Genomic DNA, 15,920 nt, shown 5'->3' on the forward strand with positions numbered 1-15,920 from the left:
TGGCCCGCTCGATTTCGATGGCGACGGCCTCATGCGTCGCATCATCGACGATCGTCAGGCATTTGATGACGCGGCCCTCGGCAGTACGATCGAACACGAAATCCATCGACCAGACCTCGTTTGCAGCCGCCGGGCGCAGCAGCGGCTGCCTTTGGGTCGGCGGGATTTTCTTTCGCCTGCGCTTCCGCACCTGGAGGTTAGCTTCCTGATACAGGCGCTCGACCCGCTTGTAATTGACCGTGTGTCCGGCTTGGCGAAGCTTCAGATAGATCATGCCTACGCCATAGCGTTTATGGCGATTCGCCAGCGCGCAGATCATCTCGCGCAGTTCGACGTTGCGGTCGGGGCGCGGCTCGTAGCGATAGGCGCTTGCGCTCATGTCGGCAATCGCCAGCGAACGGCGCTCGCTTAGTTCCCGGCCGACCAAGTAACGCACCAGCTCACGCCGATCCGGTGCGCTCACCATTTTTTTCGCAGAGCGTCCTTGATGACCTCGTTTTCCAGAAGCTGCTCGGCGAGCAACTTCTTCAGGCGGCTGTTCTCCGCCTCCAGGTCCTTCAACCGTTTGGCCTCGGGCACGCTCATGCCGCCGAACTTGCTCCGCCACAGGTAATACGAGGCCTCGCTGAAGCCGTGTTTGCGGCATAAGTCTTTGACCGGCATGCCGGCTTCGACCTCACGCAGGAAGCCGATGATCTGTTCTTCGGAAAAGCGCTTCTTCACGTCCAATCTCCTTCTCGTGGGGAATTGGACTCGAAACCGGGGCACTACTCAAATCTGGGGGGACGTCGCTGCTTTCCGAATGCGTCCCTTCCCTCAGGGGACGACATTACGTACTCAACGATAGACTCCTCAGACATCTCTCCCTTACCAATGAATGCCCCTTCGGCAAGGCGGTCGCTGTAAGCCAGATTTGGACCGGCGAAATCAAATAGAGGGAATCGAAAGCGCCACACATAGAGCCCTCGTGGCACGTACTCGAGAACAACTCCTTGAAGGACGTGATCGTATGCTCCGCAAAAGAAATATACTCCTGAGTACTTGATTCCGGGTGCGTGCTTCTGCATGAGTCGAGCAATCAAGCGCTTGTTCATGGCTTCAGCGAAATTTATTCACCAACCAGGAAAAAATCGCAACGCCGCTGGACAGTAAATAAGCGACCGCCGTGATCTGATAGATCACCAGTGATAAGTTAGGCTTGGGAGAAATCCACGCCTGAGTAAAAATAACCATCAACGATCCTGCGCAAAGAGCAAACGCGAAAAAAGCGACGACACATGCCCATTTGACCAGTTGACCGACCACTGCGCTTGAATGTCTGCTCCGGACGTAAATGTAAATATCTACTATCACAAGACACGCGCCAGCCGTCATACGCCAAAGTTCAGGTGTCATGACATTCTCTACCTGCCGCTCGGAGAAGGGCGTCAATAGTATCCGAAGCCGCCATGACCAAAACGATTATCATAGTTCGTGCTTCCGAACACACCTCAGCCTATCTGCGATAGCGCATCTTAGAAAAATGCACTGCAAACCCGATGAACACTATTACAAGTGCAATCACAGCAATTGATGCGCCGACGTACATTAATCCGGCTATCACAAAAAGAAATCCGACAAATCCGATAGAAATGCCAAGCAGCCCGATTCGAAGACCGAGCATTCTTGGATCGCGGCGAACTATATTTACTACATTGACATCCTTCATATAAGGCCTCATTTGCAGTTCGACGATGAATCTTGTCTGGCACAGTAATAGTGACTTGTGCACGTCATAGCGCCGGCCCATACGCCAGCACCGACACCCGCGAACCCTCTGGCAACCGCGATTTGCTTACCCATAGGATCATATTGGACTGTCGCTCCACCCACAGCTACATCGCCAGTATCGAACCCAAATTGGGCGGTATCGTTTTGACCAGAACTCAGTGCCCCTGTTCCTAAAGAAGCGGTAATACCCACGGCACCACCAGCTCCAATGCCAGTCCCAACTGAACCACATACCGTTGCGTAAAAACACATGTTTGGAGTTGAGTCAAATGCAATGCCAAATTCGCTTGATTGGATAGCAAGGGCAGCTGCTCCGGTTTCACCGATTCCAAAAGAGGCATTGGTGTGCTTTTGCACGGGTGAAGGCCATCCACAAGCTTCTCGGTTGAACATGCATTGACTGTCATCAAGACCTAGGCGATCAGAAGTAGACAATGATGATGAGTGTGCATAACTGTAGGTGGAAACACCTGCCATCAACCCAATCGGATCACTCTGCACATACCGACCCGAAGCAGGGTCATAGTCCCTATACCAGTTCTGGAACAACCCCGTATAACGATCATACCGCTGCCCAGGGAAACGCATGTCGAGCACGTACGCCTGCCCATCCTTGTCGGGATCTTCCTGCGGTGCATCAGCGCCGAAGACCTCGCCCATGATGTTCCAGCGCCAGATGACCTTGTTGCGCGAACGGTCGACGACGGCACGCGGCGTGCCGAGGTGGTCGGCCTGGATGTCGTTGATCGCGTTTCCATCCAAAGTGACTGACTATGGGCCTCGAGAGCTAATGATCTCCGATTGAATCAGAATCACAGTGACCCAGATGGCGAATGGTACGACCAGTCCCATGAGCACTGCGTGTCTATAACTAATTTCCTGTCTTCTCCACGTACCAGAAGCTCGACTATAACTCCAAAAAAATAGCGGCATGGCAACAACGAAAAAGAACAAGACTGGGTGATCCATCTGATCGGCGAGCTTTCCGCCATAAAAGAAAGCTATCGGGAACAACCACGCAGGAACAAAGGAGCGCCAGTGCTTTTCCATGGCCTCCCTGAAACCCGGTACGGACTGTGCGCTCATTTTACTCACCTAGGGTGCTACAAATAATTTTTAAAAATGGCGCGGACTCACGATGACAAACACCGGGAGCGTATGCCGACTACTACCATGATCGAAACCAATTTTGTACTGATGTCTTCATTTGAGAAATTGTTGGTGTTGTATATGTATACGTGCGAGAAGCGCCAACTCCTGCCCATACCCCTCCTCCCACTCCATACTTTCCAAGCCCAGTTGAGGCGCCGGCGTCCTGCCGTCCACCATACGTAATAGAGCCGCCTATGGATGGTCCATATCCGGCATCAGCTTCCGCTATCAACGTGGTGCTACTTGAAGATCCTGCGATGCCATTGCATTTGGTATGACTGACACCGCCAGTGAATCCAGCCCCAAGATAGGCGCCTAGCCCGACCTGTGCTTGACCGGTCGCTGAGAACGAAATTTGGCCATTTGAAGTAACGCTAATGTTCAGTCCGCCGCCGAGGCCGCCAAATAGAAATGCGCCGGTCGCTCCAAAACCAATAGATGCCTGCCATTCCAACCCAATTGGATCAATGTAGCGCAATGGATTGCCGCCCACATACGAATAAGTGGACACTCCACCAAGTAACCCAATCGGATCACTCTGCACATACCGCCCCGAAACAGGGTCATAGTCCCTGAACCCGTTCTGGAAAAGCCCGGTGTAACGATCATACCGCTGCCCCGGGAAGCGCATGTCGAGCACATACGATTGCCCATCCTTGTCCGGATCTTCCTGCGGAGCATCGGCGCCGAAGACCTCGCCCATGATGTTCCAGCGCCAGATGACCTTGTTACGCGAACGGTCGACGACGGCACGCGGCGTGCCGAGGTGGTCCGCCTGGATATCGTTGATCGCGTTGCCATCCAGGGCCGGCATGCTGGCGCAACGGCTGGCTTGCGGCGTTGTAGTCGCCGATCCAGTGGCCGGCTTGGTCGTAGAACGCGACTTGTGGGCACAGTTCATCTTCACTACCCAATGATCGGTGCCAACCGATAGCCAGTACTGTAAAAAGCAAGGAATCTACAATCCATCCACTATCGACATTTCACCGCTCTTCATATCGATATAGATAATCCAGTGGAGCCCTACGTTGTTGAACTCGGGCTTTGCCTCTACATAGATATGTGCCTCCTTGGAACAAACTGATCCCGGAGATTCGTTCACTCGACCTACCCATGATGGTTTATTTTCAAAGAAAAATTTTCTGACCTCATCAATATGATCCCCGTAAAATTTGGAATCCATTTTTCTGCAGCCTTCTTCATTCGGAGTTGCATCCGCTTCACCGATCACTAAAAAAGAAGCAAAAATAAGAGTCAGCATCACCACCCCTTTTCATCGCATGGACAATAGTCGAGTTGATCTCTATCTCGCTTAACCTGTTCTTCTGAATTACTGCATTTCGCGTCTCAATCAAGCGAAACTCTATATGCTTTGCATTCAGATCTCTGCAGCGGATAGCTTGGTACGTTGTAATAGGGGTCTCTTGAACGACGATCCAGCTCTGGACCCGGTGCATAGCCCTCTTCTGCACCTTTACAGATATTTGGCGCCCATCGCTTGAAGTCTTCTATGTGACTCTCTTCATGCCTTTGTGTACAAGAAGCCGTTGAAGTCGGATCTTTATTGATGATCTTAAATCCACCTTGGCCATCACAGACAACAGTGCCCCAAGAATCACGAAGACCCATAGGGTCCACTCTTGCCAGAGGATTGCCGCGTGTATAGAGGTATGCACGCCATATTCAAATTCCGCCGGTGCTAAATAATAGAAGTACTAGAAGTAAGAGGAGTTGTAGTGTTGCGACGATAATCGATATCCACTTCGGAAACTTATTCGCGAACACAAGCATGAAAAAGTTGAGAAGCACAAACGCCGCCGGAACTACGACATAAAACCCCACATCCCCTATGTATTGAACAGGAAAGCCTCTAACAGCATCGGGATAGTTAGGAGTGCGCTGCCCAATGGAAGCGGTGAGCCCAAAAATGAACTTCAATAGCCAAACCACCAAAAGCAGAACAAATGCTAGTCGGCGTTTCGATCCTTTTGCAGCCATGTTCATAGGCCAGGCCCTCCCAGAGACTCTCTTGCTCCAAATCCAAGAGCTTCAAAGATCACCGGCCCCATGAGCTGATTCATAATGGGATTCGGTCCAAGGCCAGTTCCAACAACTTGCGCACCCACCACTCCGTTTCTCGTTTGAATGGAGATGTTGACCGACCCACCAAATAGGTGGCCGGGTTTGGTCACATTTGTGATGGTCATCTTGCAAGGATCAACGGTTTGATTGATCGGATTTCCACTTGTCAGTCCTATTAGCATGAGATCACGACTTCCGTCTTGTGCGGGTGGCGCACCAGGAGCTGAGAAATTCTTCATGGCATTAAAGGCGTCAGCAGGCGTACAACTGCCAGCACATAACGGAATCCACAAGTTGTAGTAATGATTCCCCAAACCCGAAGTTTGCGGGACCCCACCGTCGGCTTGAAAAATTGCCTGGAACGCAATCCCTTGTTCCAATCCAAAGGGATCAACGTAGCTCAGCGGGTTAGCACCCACATAAGCATAAGTATTTAAGCCAGCCGACAACCCCAGTTGATCACTCTGCACATACCGCCCCGAAGCAGGGTCATAATCCCTATACCCGTTCTGGAAAAGCCCGGTATAACGATCATACCGCTGCCCCGGGAAACGCATGTCGAGCACATACGACTGCCCATCCTTGTCCGGATCTTCCTGCGGTGCATCAGCGCCGAAGACCTCGCCCATGATGTTCCAGCGCCAGATGACCTTGTTGCGCGAACGGTCGACGACGGCACGCGGCGTGCCGAGGTGGTCGGCCTGGATATCGTTGATCGCGTTGCCATCGAGGGCCGCCATGGGCTGGTCGCCGAGCCAGACGATCTGGCGCAACGGCTGGCCTGCGGCGTCGTAGTCGCCGATCCAGTGGCCAGCTTCATCGTAGAGCGCGACCGTGGTTTGTCCGGCGATGTAGCGGGCGACTTGCTGGCCTTGCGGGTTGTAGGCGTAGTTCATTTCCGCCACGCCGTTGACCTTGACCTGGGTCATGCGGCCGCTGCCGTCGTAGGCAAACTCGCGCGTGCCCATCTTCGTGGTGTTGCCGGCGGCGTCGTAGGTCCGGGGTTGCTGGCCGACGGCCATCAGTCGGTGACTGTCCGGGGCATAGGTGTAGAGGGTGTCCTTCATGCCGCCGCCGCCCAGGACCTGGCTCTTGGTGCGGTTGCCGGTGGCATCGTATTCGTACATCGCGAACGACGCACCCGCAAACGCCGAGGTCAGGTGGCCTAGCGTATCGTAGTAGTACGTGCCGCTGCTCGACCCCACGGTGAGGCCGTTGATGATGTCCGAACTGTTCCAGGACAGGGTGTAGGACAAACCATCCGCCACTGCATCGTTCTGGGCGATCATGCGCCCGCCCGTGTCGTAGCTACGGGTCACGCGTCGCGCGCCGGCCGTCCATTCCTTCAGCGCACCAAAGGACGTCCATCGCAGGTTGTCGGCCACGGTATCCGCCGTACCCGACGCGGTGGTGCGACGGATCGACTGCACGTCGCCGACGGCGTCGCGCTGGTAGGCGATCACCGTCCTGTCCGGCAGCGTCATCGACGCCAGTCGGCCTGCCGGGGTGTAGGTATAGGCCAGCGGTAGGCGGATGCCCTTGATCGTCTGGACCTTGCGAGAGACGCGACCGCCGAAGTCGTAGCAATAGGTGGTGCTTCCCTCCGGCGAGGTGATGGAGGACAGGCGTCCCCTGGCAAACCGCTCGTTCGATCCGCAGTCGTCTGAAGCTATGTCGTAGGTGTATCGCTCCACGCGACCGTCGCCGTAGGTAACGGTCGATGCGCGGCCCGACGCGTCGTAGGCGGTCACACGCTCTCGACCGTCGGCATCGATGGCACGTATCAACCTCCCGGCTTCGTCGAAGGTCCGCTGCGTCAGGCCGGTATCCGGGCTGGACTGGCGGATGGCGTCACCCACGCCGTTACGCGCGTAGCTCGTTGGCAGCGTCTTCGGATCGGTGACCACCAGCAGATCGTCGGACACCCCGTACTGGAAGGCGGCCGTGATCGTGGTGTGGATGGGAGCGTAGGCGAGCACGGCGACACGGCCCAGCGCATCGAGCGTGTACTTCTCGGCCCCCACATCGAACTTTCGTTCCGTCAGGCGGCCATTGGCGTCATAGACGTACGAGCGGTCCGCGTTCGCGGATTTCTCACGGGTGAGTTCACCTCGCGAATCGAAGGTTCGCGTCACATCTTTTTCGACAGCGCCCGCCTCGTCGCGGAGTACCTCCTTGACGGGCAAGCCGACGCCGTTGAGCGTCAGTTCATGGCGACGCCCCTGCGCATCGACCTCCACCGTCGGTCGATGGGCCGCGTCGTAGTCTGTGGTGATGGCGACTCCGTCCGCATCCGTGCGTTTCTGGACCAGGCCGTTGGCGTTGTACTCGACGCGATGGACGATATCGGCGGCCGAGGGTGCTCCATCGGCCTGTGCCCGGACGGTCGTACTGACCAGGCGCCCGCGCGTGTCGTAGCTGCGCTCGCTGATGACGCCATTGGCGTCGCGACTCTTCAACAGACGCCCTGCACCGTCATAGGCGAGGAAGTCCGTGACCAGCCCCATCGCGTCCGTGATGCGGCTGACGTCACCGACTCGCCAGGGGCAGGTGGCGGGCGACGAAGCGCACTCGGGCGCGTTCGTGGCATAGCGGGTGATACGCAGGGTGTCCTGGGTGCCTGCGGCGGGGCCATCGATGGATGACAGCAAGCCATCGGAGCCGTAGGCGTAGCGTGTCGTTCGGCTCACCGACTCGCCTGTGGTCGGATGCTCCTGATCAGCGACGCCGCCCTCCGTGCGCTCGATCAGACGACCCGTGCTGTCGTAGGCAAACGTCGTCCAGGCCGTGCCGCGATCGATTCGCACGGGAAGGTCGAACACCGGATGCCAGGTGGTACGCGTCGTCCGCGCCACGGGTGTGCCCTGCGCATCGACGCGCTCCGACTCCATGCCGGTCGACGCGTCGTAGCGATAGGCGGTGGGAACGCCCAGGTAATCTGTGACCGTATCGACCCGGCCGTCGGCCAGGTAGTTGGTCTTGGTGTCGATGGTCTGAAGATTGAACGACTCGTCACGCTTGACGATGCGTGGCACACCGTAAATGGTCTTGAAGAAAAGGCCTTCTTCCAGTCCGTCGAGCGTCTTTCGGCTAATGATGCCACCGCCATAGGAGAAGAGGCGCGTGGATTCCAGCCCACCACCATGCTCGGTGGATACGGCGCGATTGGACTGGTCATAGCGGAAGGTGGCGTAACGGACGCCATCCTCGCGCACGATGCCGGTCAGCTTGTGGGAGGGCGTGCCACCCATGGCGGGTTCGTCGTAGAGGTACTGGACGAATCGACCGTCGGGATAGGTAGCCTTCACCAGATCAGCATTCAGGCCCGAGGCGAGTTTTTCGTCGTAGCCATAAGTAACCTGGCCGCCATCCGGACCCACCACCTTGATCAGGCGGCCGGCGCCGTCGTAATCCATGCCCAGCGCACGCCCTTGCCAGTCCGTCACCTTGACCAGTAGCTCCGAGCCGGCTTGTGGACCATCGCGATAGGCCAGGCTCAGCGTGCGACCAGTCGGATCGCGCCTGGACACCAGATACCCCTTGCCGTCATAGCGCTCCACGGTGCCGTCGGGCATCGTGTAGGCCCATCCGGCACCATCGACGGTGAGGTTGCCGCGCTCGTCCGACTCACTGCTGTAGCGGCCGCCGCCAGCGGGCATGAAACGGATTTCCCGCCCGTCTTCGCTGACCAGGTACACCGTGGAAACGTAGCGATGGTTCGCGGCATCGTAGGCACGGCGCGGCACCAGCTGGCGATCGAAGTTGTGGCGCCAGCGTGCGCCGAGGTTCGCCGGCGCGGGATAGAACACGGCGGTCGAGGGCCTGTTCGATGAAAGCGGGAACGCGCCGCTCTGGTAGGTACGCACAAACGACAGCGGCGATCCTTCGGGTGCCTCGATATCCGTCACCACCTCGATCTTGCTCAGGGTCGAGGGGTTGATCGGGTTACCCAGCAACGGCGAGGTGGGGATGGGGCACACCAGGCCGACGGATCCTGCCGGTGCGCCCAGCGCCTTCTCGGTGGGAATGTCGTCGACCCTCTGGCAGACCGTCGGCCCCAGGCCCGATTCGCGGGCGTAATTGTCCATGGTCGTCGGGGTCCCGCTGTTCGTCAGTAACGAACCGGACGGGCACGACCGCACCATCACCACGTCGAGCGTGGACTCCTGCATCACTGGCGGGCGATTCGGATCGGACGGCGTGATCTTCAGCGTCGCGATCAGCCGCGTATAGCTGCCGATGCCATCGCTATCCGTCAATTTTTCTTGACGCGACGACAGGTAGTCGCACTTCCAGCCTTGCTTGACGTAGGTGCTGCAGAACAGATCGATCGCCGGCGGAAGCGATAGCTCGATCTTGTCCGCGGGCGCGTAGAAGGTCTGGCGCTGGCCGTCGGCGTCCAGATAGGGAATCAGCGCACCGTCGTCGATTGAGGCGAAGCGGGCGGGCAGTTCCTGGGCATCGACAGGCAACGATCCGAGCGCGGCGGCGACGGAAAGCGCCAGGGTTCCCAGGCGGACAAGACGCGGATGAACCCGAGGTAGCGATCCGTGCATGGCGATCTCCCTGAAAAGGGCAAGATCTTACGAGTCTGGATTGAATGGGGAAAAGAGAACTTGGCCGCAAATTCGGCATGAACCATTGCGCGGTGATCGGGTTCGCATTTCTGACGCGACACCACGTCCAACGCCTCACCTGTGTAGGAGCACGCCTCGCGCGCGACCGGTATGGCAGACACGTCACTCGACGATCAGCTCCCACACCTTCGGTAGGGAGGCAGCTTTATTTCAGTGACTCAGCGTATCAAACGGTCGCGCGCAGGCGCGCTCCTACACGAGGACGACTTCTACGTGTTGGTCGCGGAGGGAGGCTACGTGGGTCTTGCTGGCGCTGGTGTCGGTGATGATGACGTCCAGGTCGGCGATGGGGGCGATCACCGCGAGGCTGCGCTGGCCGAGCTTGCTGGAGTCGCAGACGGCCACCACCTCGCGTGAGGCCTTGACCATCATCGCGTTGAGGGAGGCTTCCTGTGGATCGGGTGTGGTGACGCCGACGGTGGCGTCGAGCCCGTCTACGCCGAGGAACAGGCGGTCGGCCGAGAGGCGCGAGAGGGCGCGTTCGGCGTCCAACCCCACGAGTGAATATGAAGTTTGCCGCAACATGCCGCCCAGCATCATCACGCGGACGCTGGGCAGGCCGCTCAGTTCCAGTGCGATATTGAGCGCATTGGTGATGACCGTGAGCGAGCCCCACTTGCGCTGGCGGATGCAGCGCGCGATCTCCACCGTGGTGGAACCCGAGTCGAGGATGATCGTCTCGCCATCGCCGATCATCCGCGCGGCGGCTTCACCGATACGGCGCTTCTCTGCCAGCCGGCGGGTTTCCTTGATCGGAAGCGGCGTGTCCTGCTGGGAAGCGTCCTGCGGCACGGCGCCGCCGTGCGAACGCTTGAGCAGGCCGGCCAGTTCCAGGGCTTCGAGATCACCGCGTACCGTCACGGCAGATACGCCATAGCGGCTGACGAGGTCATCGACGGTGACCCGGCCTTCCTGGCGTACCCGGTCGACGATGGCGCGTCGCCGTTCCTCGATCAGCAGCTTGGTGGGGCGCGTCGTTCCGCGTCGTTCGGTCATGTCGTGGTTTCAGTCCAGGCGCAGCAGGCGCGCGGCGTTGTCGTGGTACACCTTGCGCAGGATAGCCGAAGACAGGCCCAGGCCGTAGATCGACCAACGCCCCTGGGGCGGCGAGGCCGATGGCGCGTAGTCGAAATACTCGTCTTCGGTTTCGAGGAAGCGGTAGTAGATCTCGTAAAGCTCGTCGCAGAGCAGCTGCTGCGGCACCGAATCGCCATAAGGCGGCGGCACCGCATCCGTGCCGAAAAGCACGCGATCCTGGTAGCGCTCGATGAAGGCACGGCTGCGCCTGGGCTGGCGTCCCAGTTCACCGATGCGCGCGCTGATGTCCACCATGGTGTTCGGATAGCGGGCCAGGGTGGCTTCCAGGTCATCCAGCCGTTCACCCTGGTTGCCCACGTGCAACAGCACGAAGGTGGTGCGTGGATGGCGTTCGATCACGCGGTCGCGCGCGGCCATGAGCTGGGCATGGCTGGGATAGTCGGCGCCGTAGAACGACCAGTCCGGATGCTGGGCCAGTTCCTCGTAGCGTTCGTTGTGCCGGTCGGTGGGTGTGAAGAACGCCAGCGGATCGGCCGTGTGCAGGAACACGGGCAGGCCGAAGGCTGCGCAGGTTTCCCACATGGGATCGAAGCGGTGATCGTCGAGGCCCACCAGCGCGCCGCTGTCGATGCCTTCGCGCAGATACAGGCCGAGTGTCTTCAGGAGCTTCAGTCCGCAGGCACCTGCCAGCGCGGCATGTTCCAGTGCATCGGCTTGAAGGGCAGGGTAGTTGCCCTCGCCGAACAGATGGAACGACGGTTCCGTCATGGTGAGGAAGCGCCCCGGTGCGGCATGGTTGAAGCGGGCGATGGAGTCTTCCAGCCCCCGGCCTACGCCGCCGGTGAGGTTCACCATGCAGCGGATGTGCTTGCGGTCCATCAGGGGCAGCAGCGCGGCCGGGTCGGCGAATTGCAGCATGTCTTCGCCAAGCGACACGCCGCCGCGCGTGTTGCGCATCCATGTGAGATGGGTATGCACGTCGATCACGGGGAAGCGTGGCACCTCCACGCGAGTGGCCGTGCCGCCGAGCATGCTGCGAGGGGCGAAATCCACCAGTCGCAGGTCGGCGGCGACGGGCGCCGTTTCGAGCGGGTTCTTTCCGGAGGCCCGTGCCGCCTCCGCCTGTGCTTTGGACGCAGGCGGGGAGCAGCACAGGCAGCCGGCCCAGGCTTCGTCGTGGCGCTCGTCGGTCACTGGCCGGTTCCTATCGCGGATAACGCTTCATGATCTCATGCACCTGGCGGGTGAGCGCCACGGCCTGCTCGAACGGACGCAGCCACATGTTGCGGCCGAACATCACGCCCGTGGCACCCGACTGCATGTAGAACTCCACCTTGCGCAGCACGGCCGCGTCGTCGTCGTTCTTCTCGCCACCGGAGAACAGCACGATGGTGCGGCCCGCCGAGCGGACCACGCGCGACGTACGTGCGGCTGCGTCTTCGACCAGCGTGTCGTAGGGCGCAGGAGCGCCGTCACGACGATCGTCCGGCTCGTGCAGCTTCACGATGTCGGCACCTACTTCCAGGGCCACGCGCGCAGCGTAATCCTGTGCATAGAGCGAACCCTTGCCGCCCTTCGCGTCGATGGCCGAGCCGCGCGGATACGACCACAGCACCAGCGGCATGCCGTAGCGGTCGCAGTCTTCGCGTACCTGACGCAGCTGGCGCAGTTCGTCGTGCTGACGGGGCGAGCCCACGTAGAGCGTATAGCCCACGGCATCGGCGCCCAGGCGCACGGCGTCTTCCACCGAGGCGAACTGCGGCGAGGTTGCATCGCCGTCACCGGCGATATTGGTCTTGCCGTTGAGCTTCAGGATGAGCGGCACGCGGCCGGCATGCTGGCCCATGTACTTGGTAGCCAGGCCGATGCCCAGCGCGATGGCGGAAAAGCCACCGGCCTCGGCCAGGCGGAACTGGTAGGTCGGGTCGAGGGCGGGCGGATGGGGGAAGAAATCGGTGGGACCATGCTCCAGGCCCTGGTCCAGTGGCAGCACCAGAAGGGTGCCGTTGCCCGGGCCATGGCCGTAGAGAATGCGTTGCAGGCGGGTCCGCTTGCCGGGGGGCAGGTCGAGGTTCGCGAGCGTGGGGGTTTCGGTCGAAAAGGCTTGCATGTCGGTTTTCCTCGGATATACCCTGCAATCGTAAGTTTCGTTATCTTTCGTTTTTAAGCGTACCGAAGTCAAGCCCAAATGACAGTCCAACCTCAACATGTGGTTCCCGAACTCGCCGCGCTGCGTGCTGCGCCCGAGGCCCGCCAGCGTGAGCTGGGCTATGCCGACACCCTGCGCGAGATTCTCCAGCAGCCTGCCACATGGCGGGTGACGGCCGGTTCGCAGGCCGTCGCGCACCGTGAGCTGATCGAGCGCGTGCTGGCGTTCCGCCCCGAGCACGTGGTCATCACCGGCTCGGGCAGCTCGGTGTATGTCGGCGAGGCGGTGGCCCCCGTGCTCCAGGCCGAGCTTGGCGTGCCCGTGCGTGCCATCCCGGCCGGCGACCTGCTCACGCACCGCGTGGGCGTGCTGGCCGAGGGGCGTGGCCTGCTCGTGTCCATCGCCCGCTCGGGTAATAGTCCCGAAAGCGTCGGCGCCGTGGATGCGGTGCTTACCCATGCGCCGGCATGGCACCACCTTGCCATCACCTGCAACGCAGACGGGGCCCTGGCTACCCGCTACACCGACGACCGGCGCGTGGATGCCATCGTGCTCGACGAGCGCACCAACGACCGCAGCCTGGTGATGACCAGCAGTTTCACCAACATGCTGCTGGCCGCCAGTGAAGTGGCGCCGGGTGCCGCCGCCCCGGCCGACGGCGTGGCGGCACTGGCCGAGCGCGTGGTCGATATCTATGCCGACGCCCTGGCGTCCATGGCCTCCAGCGGGCGCGACACCGCCGTGTATCTCGGCAGTGCCGGCGCATTCGGTGCTGCGCGCGAAGCGGCGCTGAAGATGCTGGAAATGAGTGGCGGCGACACCGTGACTCTCGCCGAAACCTTCCTCGGCTTCCGCCATGGCCCCATGGCGTGGCTCAACCGCAAGGGTCTGCTTGTGGCCTTCCTGTCGGGAGATGTCGCGACGCGCGCCTACGAAAGCGACCTGCTGCGCGAACTCAACGCCAAGAACCTGGGCGCCACGCGTGTCGTGGTGGGACAGGACATCGACCCCGAACTCGTCGGCGCGTCCGGTCTTGCGATCGATCTGCCGGGCCTCTACGACCTGCCGCCTGCACAGCAGTTGCTCGTGCATACCTTCGTGGGCCAGTGGCTGGCCTTCTTCCGCTGTCTCCAACTCGGCCACAAGCCGGATACGCCGTCCGAAGGCGTGCTGACGCGCGTGGTGGGCGAATTCGCGCTGCATATTCCGGAGGCGGACGCGTGAAGCCCGTCCTCGTTGCCGGCGAACTCAACGTCGACCTGATCCTGACGGGCATGGACAGCCCGCCGGTATTCGGCGGAGAGATCCTGGCCAGCGGCCTGTGCCAGACGCCCGGCAGCTCGTCGATGATCTGCGCGATGGGGCTGGCACGGCTGGGTGCTCCGGTGCGCTTCGTGGGCCGCGTGGGCGGCGACGAGCGCGGACGTTATTGCACCGAAGCCCTGGGACGTGCAGGCATCGATGCCTCGGGCGTGATTATCGATCCGTGGCTTGAAACCGGTCTCACCATAGCGTTGTCGTCGGCGCGCGACCGCGCGCTGGTGACCTATCCCGGTGCGATCGCGGCATTGAAGGCGGAAGATGTTACCGACGCTTCGTTGCAGGATGCCTCGCACCTGCACGTGTCGTCGTATTTTCTTCAGCGTCGCTTGCGTGAAGGGCTTGCCCACCTGATCGCCCGTGCGCGACTGGCGGGCCTGAGCGTTTCGCTCGATCCGGGTTACGACCCCGAAGGCCTCTGGCAGGCGGGCATCCGCGATGTGTTGCCCCTGGTCGATATCTTCCTGCCCAACGAGGTGGAGGCGCTGGCGATCACGGGTGCCGCTGACGTAGAGACCGCATTGCGTGAACTGGCGGCGTTGTGCCCGACGGTTGTCGTGAAAACCGGTGCCAAGGGGTGTATCGGCATTGACGAGGATGGCGAAATCCATCGTGTGTCTGCCTTCACCGTCAAGGCAATGGATACCACGGGGGCGGGCGATAGCTTCGACGCCGGTTTCCTGCACGCGTGGCTCAACAGTCGCCCCCTCGACGAATGCATGCGCTGGGGTGCGGCCTGCGGTGCCCTGTCCACGCGCGCACTGGGCGGCACGCCAGGTCAGGCCGATGAGGCCGAGGTGCGCTCGATGCTCGCTGGTGTGACGGCATGATCACGGTCGCGGGGTTCAACAGCGCCATCGATCGCACGATCGACCTGGATGCGTTGCGGCCCGGCGAAGTGCAGCGTGCCCGTGATGCGGTGGCGCGCCCCGGCGGCAAGGGCGTGCATGTGGCGCAGACCATTGCCGCCCTTGGCGTTCCCTGCACCCTGGTGGGTCTTTGCGATACTGCGAATGCACGATGGTTCGAGGAATGGCTTGCCATTCGTGGCGTACGTTTTCGTGGCGTGCATACGACCACGGCGCTGCGCCAGTGTCTCGCCCTTCGCGAGGCGGATGGTCGCATGACCGAAATCCTCGAAGCCGGTCATGATCCGGGCGAAGATGTGCGTCTCGTGCTCGACCAGACCTTGCGTCACTGGCTGGCCGAGGCCATGGCGCTGGTGTGCACCGGCAGCCTGCCACAAGGTTATTGCACCGATTACTACGCTGCCCTGGCGCGTGACGCCGTAGTGCCTTGCTTTGTTGATGCCAGCGGTGCGGCGCTTCGTGCAGCGGCGAATGCATCGCCCTTCCTGCTCAAACCCAATGCGCAGGAAGCCGGCGAACTGGTCGGCCGTCCCGTAGGCGATGGCGACGCAGCGGCCAACGTCGTTCGCGACCTCAGGGATCGTGGCGTCAGACATCCGGTCGTGACGCTGGGCGGGCAGGGCGCCGTGGGTGGCGACGGCAGTGGCATATGGCATGCGCGTCTGGATGTGGATGGCGTGCGCAATGCGGTCGGTTCGGGCGATTGCTTCCTGGCCGGCATGGTTGTCGCGCTGATGCGTGGCGAAGGGATGGACGATGCACTGCGCCTTGCAGTGGCCTGCGGCGCGGCAAACGCGCTGGGCGACGAAACGGGATACGTGAAGATGGATACGGTGCGCGAGCTGTTGCCGCGCGTGCGTATCCGTCGCATCGATCGATAGAACCACAGCGGGAGAAGACACG

General features: G+C 60.7%; 12 protein-coding genes and 1 pseudogene. 3 read left to right on the forward strand and 10 right to left on the reverse strand.

The window, feature by feature from the left end:
• The 10 genes and pseudogenes from HBF25_RS13490 to HBF25_RS13535 all read right to left on the reverse strand — a co-directional run.
• A pseudogene (locus HBF25_RS13490) lies at positions 1 to 663 on the reverse strand (transposase); the annotation flags it as partial.
• A 435-nt stretch (positions 664 to 1,098) separates the two neighbouring features.
• Positions 1,099 to 1,395 (reverse strand): hypothetical protein, encoded by a 297-nt coding sequence (locus HBF25_RS13495; RefSeq protein ID WP_166949254.1) that lies wholly within the window; start codon positions 1,393 to 1,395, stop codon positions 1,099 to 1,101.
• A 100-nt stretch (positions 1,396 to 1,495) separates the two neighbouring features.
• On the reverse strand, positions 1,496 to 1,708 hold the full coding sequence (locus HBF25_RS13500; RefSeq protein ID WP_166949255.1) for a hypothetical protein: 213 nt from the start codon (positions 1,706 to 1,708) through the stop codon (positions 1,496 to 1,498).
• Between the two features lie 8 nt (positions 1,709 to 1,716).
• On the reverse strand, positions 1,717 to 2,430 hold the full coding sequence (locus tag HBF25_RS13505) for an RHS repeat-associated core domain-containing protein (RefSeq protein ID WP_166949257.1): 714 nt from the start codon (positions 2,428 to 2,430) through the stop codon (positions 1,717 to 1,719).
• Positions 2,431 to 2,938: 508 nt separating this feature from the next.
• Positions 2,939 to 3,736, reverse strand: a complete 798-nt coding sequence (locus tag HBF25_RS13510) for an RHS repeat-associated core domain-containing protein (protein ID WP_243853229.1) — start codon at positions 3,734 to 3,736, stop codon at positions 2,939 to 2,941.
• Positions 3,737 to 3,880: 144 nt separating this feature from the next.
• On the reverse strand, positions 3,881 to 4,183 hold the full coding sequence (locus HBF25_RS13515; RefSeq protein WP_166949259.1) for a hypothetical protein: 303 nt from the start codon (positions 4,181 to 4,183) through the stop codon (positions 3,881 to 3,883).
• Positions 4,184 to 4,922: 739 nt separating this feature from the next.
• Entirely contained in the window at positions 4,923 to 9,560 is a 4,638-nt protein-coding gene (locus HBF25_RS13520) for an RHS repeat-associated core domain-containing protein (RefSeq protein ID WP_166949261.1), read from the reverse strand.
• Positions 9,561 to 9,833: 273 nt separating this feature from the next.
• On the reverse strand, positions 9,834 to 10,637 hold the full coding sequence (agaR, locus tag HBF25_RS13525; RefSeq protein WP_166949262.1) for a transcriptional repressor AgaR: 804 nt from the start codon (positions 10,635 to 10,637) through the stop codon (positions 9,834 to 9,836).
• A gap of 9 nt (positions 10,638 to 10,646) precedes the next feature.
• Positions 10,647 to 11,873 carry an amidohydrolase family protein gene (locus HBF25_RS13530; RefSeq protein ID WP_341778080.1) on the reverse strand — a complete coding sequence of 409 codons (1,227 nt, stop codon included), beginning with the start codon at positions 11,871 to 11,873 and terminating at the stop codon, positions 10,647 to 10,649.
• A 10-nt stretch (positions 11,874 to 11,883) separates the two neighbouring features.
• The gene (locus tag HBF25_RS13535) at positions 11,884 to 12,789 is read right to left on the reverse strand and encodes a class I fructose-bisphosphate aldolase (protein WP_166949264.1); all 906 of its coding nucleotides are present in this window, start codon (positions 12,787 to 12,789) and stop codon (positions 11,884 to 11,886) included.
• A 78-nt stretch (positions 12,790 to 12,867) separates the two neighbouring features.
• Here HBF25_RS13535 and HBF25_RS13540 point away from each other — a divergent pair, with 78 nt between their 5' ends.
• Genes HBF25_RS13540 through HBF25_RS13550 form a run of 3 tightly spaced genes read left to right on the forward strand, consistent with a single transcriptional unit; the run spans position 12,868 to position 15,898 of the window.
• Positions 12,868 to 14,052 carry an SIS domain-containing protein gene (locus HBF25_RS13540; RefSeq protein ID WP_166949265.1) on the forward strand — a complete coding sequence of 395 codons (1,185 nt, stop codon included), beginning with the start codon at positions 12,868 to 12,870 and terminating at the stop codon, positions 14,050 to 14,052.
• On the forward strand, positions 14,049 to 14,978 hold the full coding sequence (locus HBF25_RS13545) for a PfkB family carbohydrate kinase (protein WP_166949266.1): 930 nt from the start codon (positions 14,049 to 14,051) through the stop codon (positions 14,976 to 14,978). The genes HBF25_RS13540 and HBF25_RS13545 overlap by 4 nt, the downstream gene beginning before the upstream one ends.
• Positions 14,975 to 15,898 carry a 1-phosphofructokinase family hexose kinase gene (locus HBF25_RS13550; RefSeq protein ID WP_166949268.1) on the forward strand — a complete coding sequence of 308 codons (924 nt, stop codon included), beginning with the start codon at positions 14,975 to 14,977 and terminating at the stop codon, positions 15,896 to 15,898. The genes HBF25_RS13545 and HBF25_RS13550 overlap by 4 nt, the downstream gene beginning before the upstream one ends.
• The last annotated feature ends 22 nt before the right edge of the window (positions 15,899 to 15,920 follow it).

This window comes from Luteibacter anthropi (genome assembly GCF_011759365.1).
GTDB lineage: Bacteria > Pseudomonadota > Gammaproteobacteria > Xanthomonadales > Rhodanobacteraceae > Luteibacter > Luteibacter anthropi.

What these genes read in the sequence shown, in the direction of transcription:
- HBF25_RS13550 (WP_166949268.1), top strand. Translation starts at nt 14,975, where the DNA reads ATGATCACGGTCGCGGGGTTCAACAGCGCCATCGATCGCACGATCGAC.
- HBF25_RS13500 (WP_166949255.1), bottom strand. Translation starts at nt 1,708, where the DNA reads ATGAAGGATGTCAATGTAGTAAATATAGTTCGCCGCGATCCAAGAATG.
- HBF25_RS13505 (WP_166949257.1), bottom strand. Translation starts at nt 2,430, where the DNA reads ATGGGCGAGGTCTTCGGCGCTGATGCACCGCAGGAAGATCCCGACAAG.
- agaR (WP_166949262.1), bottom strand. Translation starts at nt 10,637, where the DNA reads ATGACCGAACGACGCGGAACGACGCGCCCCACCAAGCTGCTGATCGAG.
- HBF25_RS13515 (WP_166949259.1), bottom strand. Translation starts at nt 4,183, where the DNA reads ATGCTGACTCTTATTTTTGCTTCTTTTTTAGTGATCGGTGAAGCGGAT.
- HBF25_RS13495 (WP_166949254.1), bottom strand. Translation starts at nt 1,395, where the DNA reads ATGACACCTGAACTTTGGCGTATGACGGCTGGCGCGTGTCTTGTGATA.
- HBF25_RS13510 (WP_243853229.1), bottom strand. Translation starts at nt 3,736, where the DNA reads ATGCCGGCCCTGGATGGCAACGCGATCAACGATATCCAGGCGGACCAC.
- HBF25_RS13535 (WP_166949264.1), bottom strand. Translation starts at nt 12,789, where the DNA reads ATGCAAGCCTTTTCGACCGAAACCCCCACGCTCGCGAACCTCGACCTG.
- HBF25_RS13520 (WP_166949261.1), bottom strand. Translation starts at nt 9,560, where the DNA reads ATGCACGGATCGCTACCTCGGGTTCATCCGCGTCTTGTCCGCCTGGGA.
- HBF25_RS13540 (WP_166949265.1), top strand. Translation starts at nt 12,868, where the DNA reads ATGACAGTCCAACCTCAACATGTGGTTCCCGAACTCGCCGCGCTGCGT.